The sequence below is a fragment of the Ditibartonella apihabitans genome (genome assembly GCF_002007485.1).
Taxonomy (GTDB): domain Bacteria; phylum Pseudomonadota; class Alphaproteobacteria; order Rhizobiales; family Rhizobiaceae; genus Bartonella; species Bartonella apihabitans.
This window is the reverse complement of the sequence record NZ_CP015820.1, coordinates 322,172-334,893: the sequence shown is the minus strand read 5'-3', so window position 1 is coordinate 334,893 and position 12,722 is coordinate 322,172. Positions and strand designations below refer to the sequence as shown.

Below are 12,722 nucleotides of genomic sequence, written 5' to 3'. Positions count from 1 at the left end.
CAGCCCGTCTTTCCTATTCAGCCGGCGTTTCTGTTTCAGCAGTTTTATCAGCATCTGCCTGTTCTTCTGTCTGTTCCTGATCTTGGTTATGAAGATCTTCTTCAGTTATCCAGCCAGCTTTCAGGCGGGCAGCAACAACCATAGCCTCGGCATCGGCACGGCTTATGTCGAACGGCGTAAAAACGCCGGCAAAATTCTGTGTTTCGCCATCCTTGCGTTCGCGCCAACCGGCAAGATCATCAACCGCATAACCGGCGAAGTCTTCAATTGTCTTGACACCATCCTCACCGACGGCAACCATCATCGCGGTTGTCATTCCCGGCAATTCACGCAATTCATCGGAAACACCGAGTTTTTTACGTTTCTTGTCGAGTTCGGCTTCCTGCTTGTCGATATAATCCTTTGCACGCTGCTGGATTTCGGAAGCGGTTTCTTCATCAAAGCCTTCAATTGAGCTGATTTCGTCCGGATCGACATAGGCAATTTCTTCGATTGAAGCAAAACCTTCGGAAGCAAGAACTTGTGCAACCATCTCGTCAACATCCAGAGCTTCCATGAACAATTTGCTGCGTTTAGCAAACTCTTTCTGCCGATTTTCGGATTCTTCCTGTTCAGTGAGGATATCAATATCCCAGCCAGTGAGTTGCGAAGCAAGACGGACATTTTGACCACGCCGTCCGATTGCAAGGCTAAGCTGGTCATCAGGCACAACAACTTCGATACGCTCTGCATCTTCATCAAGAACCACTTTGGCGACTTCGGCCGGCTGCAATGCGTTGACGATAAATGTTGCCGCATCAGGAGACCAGGGAATAATATCGATCTTCTCACCCTGCAGCTCGTTGACAACAGCCTGAACGCGGCTACCACGCATACCAACGCAGGCGCCAACCGGATCAATCGAGCCATCGCGCGAGACGACAGCAATCTTAGCACGTGAACCGGGATCGCGGGCAACCGACTTGATTTCAATAATACCGTCATAAATTTCCGGAACTTCCATGGTGAAAAGTTTGGCCATAAATTGCGGATGGGTACGCGAAAGAAAAATTTGCGGCCCACGTTGTTCGCGCCGGACATCATAGACATAGGCGCGAATACGATCGCCATAGCGGAACGACTCGCGCGGAATGAGTTCGTCTCGACGGACAATTGCTTCGCCATGTCCAAGATCGACAATGACATTGCCATATTCTACACGTTTGACTGTGCCGGAAACAATTTCACCAACCTTGTCTTTATATTCTTCATATTGGTGATCGCGCTCGGCCTCGCGCACTTTCTGGACGATGACCTGCTTGGCCGACTGGGCAGCAATGCGCCCGAATTCCATTGGCGGTAGCGGATCCGACAAGAAATCGCCAATCTCTGCATCGGGTTTGCGTTTTTTTGCATCTTCCAGAGAAATCTGTGTTGCATAATCGTCAACCGTGTCGACAACTTCCAGCAAACGCTGCAACTTGATTTCGCCGGTTTTGGAATTGATATCTGCGCGGATATTGGTTTCCTGACCATAGCGTGACCGGGCAGCCTTCTGGATGGCGTCAGCCATGGCAGAAATAACGATTTCACGGTCAATCGACTTTTCGCGGGCTACGGCATCTGCAATTTGCAGAAGTTCAAGCCTATTAGCGCTTATAGCCATTGATTCTCTCCTTTTTAGTGCCGCTTCACGGCATCGATTAAATTATTTCTTTTCCGGCTTGGACTTTTTTCGACTGTCCCCGCCCTTCAAATTCTTTTGTGTCTTGCCCGAATTATCCGCTTTTTCAGAATCGTTATCGGACCCAAGGTCATCATCGGGAATGAGTTGCTGGCGCAATGCCTTGTCTTTTGCCAGCGCATCACGGATCAGATCGTCGGTCAAAACCAGATGCGCATCGGCAATATCGGTAAACGGAAGTTGCACAGCCAAAGCTTCGCCATAAGCTGCCTTGTCGGTATTGAGAACAAATCCATCGTCATTAACATCGCTAATTGTCCCGCGAAATTTCTTTCGCCCATCAATCATTATCGACGTTTCGATTTTTGCGATATGGCCTTGCCAACGTGAAAAATCGGATTTTCTGACCAAGGGACGGTCAATTCCGGGCGAAGAAATTTCAAGATGATATTTCCGTTCGATGATGTCTTCCACATCCAGAATAGGTGAGACAATGCTGCTCACCTCCTCACAATCCTTGATGGTCATTGTACCATCACCCCGCTCGGCCATGATTTGCAAAGTAAGGCCGTTGAGACCTGACAACCGCACTCTGACAATCCGGTAGCCAAGAGGTTTTAGCACTGGTGCAACAATTGCAACCACTCGTGCCTCAACGCCTTTTTCTTCAAAAAGGCGCGGTTCATCCAAATCAACTGCCTGTCCGCTCTCGCTCATGCCTATCTATTCCAAATATCAAACAGATCATTTTGGTAACAAAAAAGAGCGGGCTCGGAAAACCCACTCTTCATCAAATGATCAAGAATTTTCTATACTATACACTCGATAATTGTTTTTTTCAAGTACAACATTACGGCATGTCAAAACAATTCCGGAAAAACTTGTCCGATAACAATCCGCTACAGTGACTGCTATTTTCTGACAAATGTGAGATAAGCGGGCGTGCGCCCCTCCCGCAATGCTTTTTCTTCATAGCGCGTTCCAGACCAAGCTTCAAAAGGCGTTTTCCAGTCCTTCGAACCATTGGCTGTCCAATAAAAATCCGCATGGCGCATGCAATAAAACAATGTCCAATTCACATAAGTATCAATATCCGAAGCAAACCGGAATTTCGCCCCCGGTTTTAAAACCCGTGCAAAGCGGTTCAAATTTTTCATATTCACAAAGCGGCGCTTCCAATGTTTTTTCTTGGGCCACGGATCAGGATAAAAAAGATCTATTCCGGCAATTGATGATTCCGGTAGCCAGTCGAGCAATCTGGTCGCATCATCATCATAAAGCCGGATGTGTTGCAGCCTCTGCTCATGCCCTTCCAAGGCTGCAAGCATTTTGGCCATTCCATTGATGAATGGTTCGATGCCGATAAAGCCTGTTTGTGGAAATCTGTCCATTTCATGAACAAGATGTTCTCCACCCCCAAAACCGATTTCAATGCGTATATTTTCGCAACTGTTTTTTGTGGCACCGGAACTAGCAAATAAGTCGGCAAGTCTTTCAGGTGCAGGCTTGTTCAAATCCACTTTAAGAAGGGGAAGTAAAGTTTCTTCGCGTCTGGTCTGGCCCGCACGCAATGTCTTGCCACGACGACGCCCGAAAAAAGCTTCACTTGCCCTTTCTTTATGTTCACTCATTACGCCTTGATTGCGTCTTTCAGCGCTTTGACGAGATTTGTCCGTTCCCACGAGAAAGAACCATCGCGTCCGGGTTTGCGACCAAAATGCCCATAAGCCGATGTTTTTGCGTAAATTGCCTTGTTAAGTTCGAGATGCTTGCGAATTCCCGAAGGCGACAAATCCATAAGTTGTCGAATAGCTGCCTCGACAGCACTTTCATCAACTTTACCTGTGCCATGCAAATTGACATAGATCGAAAGAGGTTGGGCCACACCGATTGCATATGAAAGCTGGATTGTGCAGCGATCGGCAAGTCCTGCGGCAACAACATTTTTGGCAAGATAGCGGGCTGCATAAGCAGCCGAACGATCTACTTTTGTGGTATCCTTACCGGAGAATGCACCACCACCATGAGGAGCAGCGCCGCCATAAGTATCGACAATAATTTTACGGCCTGTAAGGCCGGCATCTCCGTCAGGCCCGCCAATAACGAATTTTCCTGTCGGATTGATATACCAGTTACAATTATCGGCAATTTTTATATCGCTCAATGCTTGGCGGATGTAAGGCTCGACAACCGAGCGAACCTTCTTTGAATCCCATGTCGGATCAGTGTGCTGGGTTGAAAGAACAATGGAGACCACTTCCACAGGTTTATCGTTTTCATAACGAACTGTAACCTGACTTTTAGCATCCGGTCCAAGCTTGCTTGCTTCGCCTTCATCAAGATGGCGTGCAATCGAAAGAGTCTCGAGAATTTTATGGGCATAATAGATTGGTGCCGGCATCAAATCCGGTGTTTCGCGGCAGGCATAACCGAACATGATACCCTGATCTCCCGCACCTTCCTCACCTTGGCGATCGGAAGCATTATCCACGCCTTGAGCAATATCGGCAGATTGGGAATGCAACAAAACATCGATCTTCACTGTCTTCCAGTGAAAACCTTCCTGTTCATAACCGATAGCACGGATGGCGCGACGGGCAGCCGAACGGAAACGTGACGGATTGATAACCGGATTTCCTTTTTTGTCATGAACAAGTTTGCCATTTTTATCTTTTTTCAAAAGTGTATCGGGCACACGAACCTCACCGGCGATAACAACGCGGTTGGTCGTAGCCAAAGTTTCACAAGCAACGCGGACAGACCAGGGGTCCACACCCGTTTTGGCTGCTTCTTTGTAGATCATATCAACAATTTCATCTGAAATGCGGTCACAAACTTTGTCGGGATGACCTTCCGATACCGATTCGCTGGTAAAAAGATAATTCTGATGAGACACGGGAAACCCCTCTAGAAAGACGACGTTTACTTTCTCGCCGGACTCTCCGGAAAGAAAAACGACAGTTGCTTTATTTGCCAAGCTTGTTGAATTGCGTCAATGCTGTTTTGGTCAAGAGAACGAAATAAATGTGATAAACGCATTCAACACACAATATCCCGACATCATTCAGTGTCTGATCAAGCTTTGATCCATCGCTAAAGGACAACAAAGCAGCAAACAAATCAATAATAAAAATTAAAAAACAAAAACGATTCTGCGTGTCCTAAATCAATTTTCAAAAACATTTAAAGCTGATTAAGAGTTTCGTCTTCGGATAATGCCTTTGCCAAATCGATAATCTTACGACGAACTTTCGGATCTTTTATATTGGTAAACGCACGAAGAAGTTGAATGCCTTCGTTACTTGAACAAAAGTCCATAAAATTATTGTCGTCTTCGCGAAACCCTTCTGCCGAACGGGTACCGGGAGCTTCTTCAAAAAATAGGATACCGGCACGTCCAGAATTTCGGAAATAGCCTGAAGACGGCTCGCACCAACGCGGTTGGTGCCTTTTTCATATTTCTGTATTTGCTGGAAGGTGATACCCAATTGCTCGCCCAACTTTTCCTGACTGAGCCCAAGCATGTTGCGCCGTAATCTTATACGGCTACCCACATATACGTCTGTCGGGGCGGGTGTTTTTTTGAGTGAGGCCATAATTCAACTTTCTCGCGTCAATATTGATCCATCTTCATAAATTCAAACCGATTTATATGATTATTTGTTGTTCATGGGTTTTAATATCGGTCCCCCGCTGGACCACATTTCTTCCTCATATCATCTCATTGGTTCTAACTTGTCAATCGAACGACCGTTTTTTACATAACCGAACATTATACTAAATGTCAGTATAACAAGAAAGGCTACAAAAGCGTGCAAAAAATTTGGACCTTTGTTCCATATCGGAACAATCGCCGCAGGAATTGGCGCATCAATCACACCGACTGCATTCTGGTCCAATGATCTGACGATTCGCCCATAAGGATCAACGACTGCCGATAAGCCGTTATTAGCTGCACGAATAAGAGGAATTCCCAATTCAACAGCGCGTAAACGTGCCTGATCGAAATGTTGATAAGGACCGGGAGTAACGCCAAACCATGCATCATTGGTAACATTCAAAATTGCTTGCGGTTTATCGCCTTCATATCCCATACCGTTCGGAAATATGACCTCGTAACAAATCATCGGCAGATAAACAAATCCATCAGGCAGTGTCACAGTTTTTCGTATCGTGCTATTACTATAGCCGCCTGCCATTACCGCCAAAGCGTGGAGACCTATCCGGTCGAATATTTGTTGGAAAGGCAAATATTCACCAAATGGGACGAGATGCACCTTGTCCGAGGACGCAAGAACATCACCATTACTATCAATGACAGATATGGTATTAAAATATTTATTATTTTCATCATTCGGCCGGCCAGTGCTGCGTACCGCCCCGACAATTGCCCATTGATCCGGCCGAAGCAATGATGCAATACGCATCTTTGCTTCAGGAACATAATCGAGAATATAGGGCACGGCAGTTTCCGGCCATACAATATAGGCGGGTTCATGGGCACCATCTGTCAACGGTTTTTTGCTCAGTTGCATATGGGCATCAAACATCGCATAGCGCACTTCGTTATCAAGTTTTTCGTCCTGTTTGATGGACGGTTGTACCAACCTTACCCATCGGTCGGCCCTGTCATAACTTTCTATAGGAGGCGCGTTATAGAGGCGGAAAATACCAAATCCTGTGTGAGTGCAAAAAAGAACAAGGCCTATGCCAAGTGCAAGCCATTGCCCGCTTTTATCAATCAGAGTGGCTGGCAGCGAATAAAGAAGCACAGCAAGAGTGTTCATTGCATATAAACCCACTACTGCATCGGACTGCATAAAAAGTGGTGTCGGCATTATTGTGTAACCGATTGCGTTCCATGGAAAACCGGTAAACATAATGGAACGCAAAAGCTCCGCTACCCCCAGAGCAAGTGCCAAAACAAATATACGTGACAGTCCTTCACGCCAAAAGACAATAGCAACGCCGCCAGCAAATCCCCAATAAAGTGCAAGATAAAATGGTAGCCCGAATATTGCTAACGGGATAGCCCAGCCGAAGCTTACGGGGTCAATGAGCATAGCGCTCGAAAGCCACCAAAGACCAAAAACAAAATAACCGAAGGCAAAGCTGAAGGAGGTAAAAAAGGCAAGCTTGAAACGTTGCTTCCGACAAGTCTTACAAGCGATATTATCAAGCAATAAGACAAGTACCGGAAAAGTAAAAAAAGCCAGAGGAAAGAGATAAAACGGCGCTAACGCAAAAGCGCTAACTCCTCCACACACAAAGCTCAGGAGCTGACGTTTCAGTCCTCGTAATGTCTTCATATAAGAGGTGGCTGTTGCCAAAATACGCATTCCTGCTCCCCCTCTTATCTTTCAATCCCTAAATTTCGACACAAACTAAAAAAATATTTTGAAGCGTTTATCCGTAAACGTCTATTGAATCTTAGCCACTTCCAGAAAAGAAGACTGTAAACAATCGTTTCTCAATCAGATGGAACAGCCGCTCCCTCCAGTTTCGGGTGGTTTTGTAACGGTTGAATCCTGATCCGTTTAATGCGTCGTTTATCGGCCTCCAGAATACGGAACTGGTAACCGGGTACGGCTTCTATAACTTCACCTTTCGCCGGTATCCGGTCTAGAGTCGAAACGATGAGCCCGCCAATTGTATCAACGTCATCTCCATGTTCACCAATTTTGAACCCTGGTCCCAAAGCTTTTCCGACCTCGTCGAGATCGGCGCTTGCATCCACAAGCCATCTATTTTCTGCTTCTTTGATAATGGACATGTCGACATCGTCGTGTTCATCTTCGATATCGCCCACAACCAGCTCGACAATATCTTCCATAGAAGCGAGCCCGTCCGTTCCTCCATATTCATCAATAATCAACGCCATTTGTGTTCGCGTTGCCTGCATACGCGTCAACAATTGTCCGGCCAACATTGATCCCGGAACAAAAAGAACACTGCGTATTAGTTCAAGATTACCGACAGCCTGTGAAAGATCAATTTTGGAAAAATCGAGAACGCCTTCTTTTTCCCCGCTTTGCGCTTTCCTTGTGATGTAATTCAAGACATCACGGATATGCAACATCCCGCGCGGATCATCGAGGCTTTCCGAATAGACCGGCATACGCGAATGGCCCGATTTTTCAAATTCTATCAATGCTTCAGCCAAAGTTGTCGAAATATCAAGTGCTTCGATTTCGGAACGGGGAATCATAACATCTTCGACGCGCGTTTCGCGAAGACGCAAAATATTATTGAGCATAAGGCGCTCTTCAGGCGAAAAAAGAGCGTTTGTTTCGCCTTCTCCCTCGGAAAGGGCATCTGTCAGATCTTCACGCAAAGTCGAATTGTTACGCGAGCGCAAAAAAGAAAAGAGATTGGCAAATAAAGACTTCTTTTCACCTGATTGCGACCGTGAAGAGTTTTGCCCTGTTGATGACCTACCGGACTCTTCGTCAATTGAACTATCTGTTTTTTCCGTCATGGCTTCTTAAAATTACAATATGCGAAGTAAATTGTGTCAGTTTTCTTGTTATTAAACTAGGACATATATTTCTCTAATATATGTATAGACGCATAATAGCAACACTTGGCTTTATTTAATCATAGATAAGGATCCGAAATACCAAGAGAGGCTAAAATTTTTCTCTCCAGCGTTTCCATCTGCTCTGCTTCTTCATCATTCTGGTGATCATACCCCATCAAATGAAGGAGACCGTGAACAACAAGATGGCTCAGATGATCGTCAAAGCTCTTGTGTTCTTCCGCCGCCTCACGTGCAACCGTTTCACGCGCAATGACAATATCACCCAAAATCTCTCCGGGCTCTTGTCCGGGTTGAAGAGCAAAAGCCGGAAATGACAAAACATTGGTGGGCTTGTCAATGTGGCGCCATTTCCCGTTTATTTCGCGGATATCGGCATCATTGGTAAAAACAAGGCTCAGTTCGCTATCAATCTTGTCAAAGCCGAGCTCCTGCAATGTCGCTTGCAATACACTGTCAACGAGCCGTCTTAAAGTCTCCTCGTTTTGCCAGCCTTCAGCATTGATTGCCATGTCATAATGCACTGTCATTTTTCCAGGTTCTTTGCTATATTATTATCTTGAGCACGATTTTTCGAGTGCAGACGGGCATCCTGATCATAGGCAGTAACAATAGCTGTTACCAATGGATGTCGCACAACATCTGCCTCGGTAAAATGCACCGTCACAATATCGTCAATACTGCCAAGAATGCGCATCGCTTCGGTAAGCCCCGATTTTTGTCCGAAAGGCAAATCGATCTGGCTAGGGTCGCCTGTCACGATCATACGTGACCCTTCCCCAAGACGGGTCAAAAACATTTTCATCTGCATTGAGGTTGTATTTTGTGCCTCGTCGAGAATAACGGCAGAGTGGGCAAGTGTCCGACCACGCATAAAAGCAAGCGGAGCGATTTCGATAATATCTGCCGCCATGGCACGTTCGATTTTTTCGGCCGGCATCATGTCATAAAGTGCATCATAAAGAGGACGCAGGTAAGGATCGACTTTTTCCTTCATATCACCGGGCAAAAAGCCCAATCTTTCACCGGCTTCAACGGCAGGACGTGACAAGATGATACGCTCTACAAGTCCACGCTCGAGCAACATTGCCGCGTGTGCCACTGCAAGATAGGTTTTTCCGGTACCCGCCGGACCAACGCCGAAAACAAGCTCGGCACGTTGTAACGCCCGCATATAGGCATCCTGCATTGGTGTGCGTGCATAAATTGTTTTTTTACGCGTTGATATATGGGCTGGCGTCACTTTCCGCGAACTATTTTCAGACTTTTCCCGATCGGCTTTCTCGTTCACAGAAGAGGCGATTGCTATTGCACCATCCACATCCGACAAACCCGGTTGCAAACCGGTTTTTGCAAGTTCATAAAGCTGGTCGAGAGACCGGCGGGCAATTTCGATATCCTGCCTGTCCCCCCGGATTGATACTTCATTTCCCTGTGCACGGATATCCAGACCCAGTTTTTGTTCGATGCGGGCAAGGTTTTCGTCAAATTGGCCAAAAACAATATTTGCCTGCTGGTTATCCTCGAAAACCAGGACAATATGATCTGTATCGGATGCGCCTTTTTTAACAGAAGCATCGTCGACACTACTTTTATCGGGCTCTTTCGCTCGCCCGTTTTTACCTGTCTTGACCGTCTTTTTTGTTTCGGTTGAATTCTTCAACCTTGTCTCCTGAAAAAATATATTTGGGTAAGAATATATAAAATTATAGTGAAAAGGAAACCTGCTTTATTCACGTTACCTCATCCGCCACCGAACCCGCCATGAAATCCCGCCGAACTTGAAAAAAATATTCAATTGACTGCACGGCCGAGGAAACTGTTGGATGATGCGTCTGTTACATCAACCGCGATAATTTCGCCAATTTTTGCATTTGTTGAAACAGCAACAGGCAGCAACCAGGGCGAGCGACCGACCATCTGCCCTTCATGGCGACCAACTTTCTCAACGAGGACTTCAATCCGCTGACCGATTTTCGATTGCAAGAATTGATGTTGTTGATCGAGAATAAGGGCTTGTAAGCGCTGAAGGCGCTCGTCTTTTACTTTCTCCTCTATATGGTCTTTCATTGTTGCTCCGGGTGTTCCCGGACGTGGCGAATATTTGAATGAATAGGCAGAGCTATATCCTACTTCTTGAACGAGCTTCATGGTCGCTTCAAAATCTTCGTCGGTTTCTCCCGGAAAGCCGACAATGAAATCGCCTGAAAATGCAATATCGGGACGCGCTTTACGGATGCGATCAATAAGACGCAGATAATCATCCGCTTTATGTTGACGATTCATTGCTTTGAGGATCCGGTCGGAGCCTGATTGAACCGGAAGGTGAAGATAAGGCATCAGCATTCCGAGATTTTTGTGAGCAGCTATAAGACTGTCGTCCATATCCCGCGGGTGGCTTGTTGTATAGCGGAGACGTTTAAGCCCATCAATTTTGGCAAGCTGATAAAGAAGGTCTCCGAGATGCAAAACATCTCCGTCTGCCGAAACGCCGTGCCAGGCGTTGACATTTTGTCCAAGCAAGGTGATTTCTTTTACCCCGGCGTCGACAAGTTCACGTGCCTCGCTCATGATCTGGTCTAGCGGACGAGAAACTTCCGACCCGCGCGTGTAGGGAACCACGCAGAATGTACAAAATTTGTCACAGCCTTCCTGAACCGTCAAAAATGCAGTAACCCCTCGCTTCTGGACAGCCCGCCGATTATGGTGTGGAAGATGGGCAAATTTATCTTCCACTGCATATTCGGTTTCAACAACCTTTTGTCCTTCATGGACCTTGCGCAACAATTCAGGCAACCGGTGGTAAGTTTGCGGCCCTACAACCAGATCGACTGTTGGTGCACGGCGCAAAATTTCGGCCCCTTCGGCTTGAGCAACACAACCTGTTACACCTATTGTTAATGGCCGCGAAGGATCCCTTTCTTCGCGCATAACTCTTAAACGACCGAGATCGGAATAAAGTTTTTCAGCCGCTTTTTCACGGATATGACATGTATTGAGCAATATAAGATCAGCATCGTCGGGAGTTTCTGTTGCCACATACCCCTCGCTGTCAAGACTGTCGCCCATGCGCTCACTATCATAGACATTCATCTGACAGCCATAAGTCTTGATAAAGACCTTGCGACTATTGCCGATTTTTTTGTTTGCTTCGCTCATAGGATATTTTTATCCGGTTTTCTGGTAAATCTCAATCTTTTTGCTGAATGGTTCTACGCATGATCAAGGCATCACTATGACCTTTGTCTGTTTTGTAATAACCGGGTCTACGACCGACTTCATGGAAACCTAACCCCTTATAGAGTGCAAGTGCCGCGCTATTGTTTTCATCAACCTCCAGAAAAAGCACTTTCGCCCGCTGCTGATAGAGATAGCGGAAAACTGCATCCAAAAGCTTTTTTCCCAAGCCTTTTTGGCGAAATCGGGGATGAACGGCAATAGTAATAATTTCTGCCTCGTCGATAACCAACCGACAGAGGACAAACCCCAAAACCTTTCCGGGCTTGCCCTTGGGGCTCACGATAAAACCTGAAATTTGCGGATCAGCCAAAAATGACGCAAAAACTGTTTCATCCCACGCATGATAAAATGACTGTTTGTGTATATCATGCAAATATCACTATCATCTGATGTAATCGAAGTGACAATATATTCCGGTTTTGAAAAAAGTCCTGACCTCATTCCTTTTTCCTTGGCACGGAAAAACTTGTTTGCGGCTTTGCATCTGCCTCGCGCAAATAAAGCGGTTTCGGTGAACCATCGGACGATTTGTTTTGCGACAATTTTGCAAAGCTTGCCACATCCGGAGCATCAAGAAAATAGATAGAACTTTCTTTGACTCCAGCCAAATGCGCTATAGTTTTGGAAAAGGGGCCTGCAAGAATTGCCTTATTATCAAGCCCAGCGACAACCTCTTCGCAATTTTGCACTATAGCAGGGGAAAGAGGTTGCAAATTTTCATCAAAATCTTGCCGATACACCATGTCGCGGCCGGCATCTATCAAAGCAATAATATGACTTTTTGGAAAATGTCCATGTGCTTCAAAACCGATTGCTTCAAGCGAACTTACACCAATTGCCGGCTTTTCAAGTGCAAGAGCCAAGCCTCTGGCCGTAGCCACACCAATGCGCACGCCTGTAAAAGATCCCGGACCGACATTGACGGCAATACGGTCGATAGATGACAGCTCAATTTTTGCTAGACTGCATGCCTCAATGATTTGCCCGATCAACTTTTCGGCGTGTCCTTTACCAATTTTTTCGCTTATACGCGCGACAATGCTGCCGTCTTTCATCAATGCAACGGCGCAATTTAAAGAAGCTGTATCTATGGCAAGCGTAATCATTTTCTGTCTATTAGACCATTGTTCACCGAAACAAAAGAACCGATAACCTTAAATCAATACGTTTTGAACTTTTCTTGGCTGATAGATCAAAATGATCAAAAATTCTTTTTTCAAAACGGGAACGAAATATGGCAAAAATCAACAAAAATTGCCGGGCGATATTTCACAAATTTTA

At 45.9% G+C, this 12,722-nt stretch carries 11 protein-coding genes and 1 pseudogene; all 12 read right to left on the bottom strand.

Annotated features, from left to right (window positions below; genetic code table 11):
• Nucleotides 1–13: 13 nt before the first annotated feature.
• The gene (nusA, locus tag BBC0178_RS01460; protein ID WP_078038949.1) at nucleotides 14–1,645 is read right to left on the bottom strand and encodes a transcription termination factor NusA; all 1,632 of its coding nucleotides are present in this window, start codon (nucleotides 1,643–1,645) and stop codon (nucleotides 14–16) included.
• A 42-nt stretch (nucleotides 1,646–1,687) separates the two neighbouring features.
• Nucleotides 1,688–2,380, bottom strand: coding sequence for a ribosome maturation factor RimP (rimP, locus tag BBC0178_RS01455; RefSeq protein WP_078038948.1), 693 nt, complete (start codon nucleotides 2,378–2,380; stop codon nucleotides 1,688–1,690).
• Nucleotides 2,381–2,574: 194 nt separating this feature from the next.
• Nucleotides 2,575–3,294, bottom strand: a complete 720-nt coding sequence (trmB, locus tag BBC0178_RS01450) for a tRNA (guanine(46)-N(7))-methyltransferase TrmB (RefSeq protein WP_078038947.1) — start codon at nucleotides 3,292–3,294, stop codon at nucleotides 2,575–2,577.
• Nucleotides 3,294–4,559, bottom strand: coding sequence for a methionine adenosyltransferase (metK, locus tag BBC0178_RS01445; protein WP_078040296.1), 1,266 nt, complete (start codon nucleotides 4,557–4,559; stop codon nucleotides 3,294–3,296). Before metK ends, trmB begins: the two co-directional genes overlap by 1 nt.
• Before the next feature lie 287 nt (nucleotides 4,560–4,846).
• Nucleotides 4,847–5,259, bottom strand: a pseudogene (locus BBC0178_RS01440) (helix-turn-helix domain-containing protein).
• 120 nt (nucleotides 5,260–5,379) lie between these two features.
• Nucleotides 5,380–7,002 carry an apolipoprotein N-acyltransferase gene (gene lnt, locus BBC0178_RS01435; protein WP_078038946.1) on the bottom strand — a complete coding sequence of 541 codons (1,623 nt, stop codon included), beginning with the start codon at nucleotides 7,000–7,002 and terminating at the stop codon, nucleotides 5,380–5,382.
• Nucleotides 7,003–7,133: 131 nt separating this feature from the next.
• A complete protein-coding gene (locus BBC0178_RS01430) occupies nucleotides 7,134–8,141 on the bottom strand; it encodes a hemolysin family protein (protein ID WP_078038945.1) in 1,008 nt (335 codons plus the stop codon).
• A 119-nt stretch (nucleotides 8,142–8,260) separates the two neighbouring features.
• Nucleotides 8,261–8,731 (bottom strand): rRNA maturation RNase YbeY, encoded by a 471-nt coding sequence (gene ybeY, locus BBC0178_RS01425; protein ID WP_077970121.1) that lies wholly within the window; start codon nucleotides 8,729–8,731, stop codon nucleotides 8,261–8,263.
• Complete coding sequence (locus BBC0178_RS01420) at nucleotides 8,728–9,864, bottom strand: PhoH family protein (RefSeq protein ID WP_078038944.1); 1,137 nt, start codon at nucleotides 9,862–9,864, stop codon at nucleotides 8,728–8,730. The genes ybeY and BBC0178_RS01420 overlap by 4 nt, the downstream gene beginning before the upstream one ends.
• Before the next feature lie 131 nt (nucleotides 9,865–9,995).
• Nucleotides 9,996–11,360 carry a tRNA (N6-isopentenyl adenosine(37)-C2)-methylthiotransferase MiaB gene (gene miaB, locus BBC0178_RS01415; protein WP_078038943.1) on the bottom strand — a complete coding sequence of 455 codons (1,365 nt, stop codon included), beginning with the start codon at nucleotides 11,358–11,360 and terminating at the stop codon, nucleotides 9,996–9,998.
• Between the two features lie 31 nt (nucleotides 11,361–11,391).
• On the bottom strand, nucleotides 11,392–11,814 hold the full coding sequence (rimI, locus tag BBC0178_RS01410; protein ID WP_149867394.1) for a ribosomal protein S18-alanine N-acetyltransferase: 423 nt from the start codon (nucleotides 11,812–11,814) through the stop codon (nucleotides 11,392–11,394).
• Nucleotides 11,815–11,878: 64 nt separating this feature from the next.
• Nucleotides 11,879–12,547 (bottom strand): tRNA (adenosine(37)-N6)-threonylcarbamoyltransferase complex dimerization subunit type 1 TsaB, encoded by a 669-nt coding sequence (gene tsaB / locus BBC0178_RS01405; protein WP_078038942.1) that lies wholly within the window; start codon nucleotides 12,545–12,547, stop codon nucleotides 11,879–11,881.
• Between the last annotated feature and the right edge of the window lie 175 nt (nucleotides 12,548–12,722).

Bases quoted from the DNA above. Each gene is read 5' to 3' on its own strand.
- trmB (WP_078038947.1), bottom strand. From the start codon at position 3,294: ATGAGTGAACATAAAGAAAGGGCAAGTGAAGCTTTTTTCGGGCGTCGT.
- lnt (WP_078038946.1), bottom strand. From the start codon at position 7,002: ATGCGTATTTTGGCAACAGCCACCTCTTATATGAAGACATTACGAGGA.
- BBC0178_RS01430 (WP_078038945.1), bottom strand. From the start codon at position 8,141: ATGACGGAAAAAACAGATAGTTCAATTGACGAAGAGTCCGGTAGGTCA.
- miaB (WP_078038943.1), bottom strand. From the start codon at position 11,360: ATGAGCGAAGCAAACAAAAAAATCGGCAATAGTCGCAAGGTCTTTATC.
- tsaB (WP_078038942.1), bottom strand. From the start codon at position 12,547: ATGATTACGCTTGCCATAGATACAGCTTCTTTAAATTGCGCCGTTGCA.
- ybeY (WP_077970121.1), bottom strand. From the start codon at position 8,731: ATGACAGTGCATTATGACATGGCAATCAATGCTGAAGGCTGGCAAAAC.
- rimP (WP_078038948.1), bottom strand. From the start codon at position 2,380: ATGAGCGAGAGCGGACAGGCAGTTGATTTGGATGAACCGCGCCTTTTT.
- nusA (WP_078038949.1), bottom strand. From the start codon at position 1,645: ATGGCTATAAGCGCTAATAGGCTTGAACTTCTGCAAATTGCAGATGCC.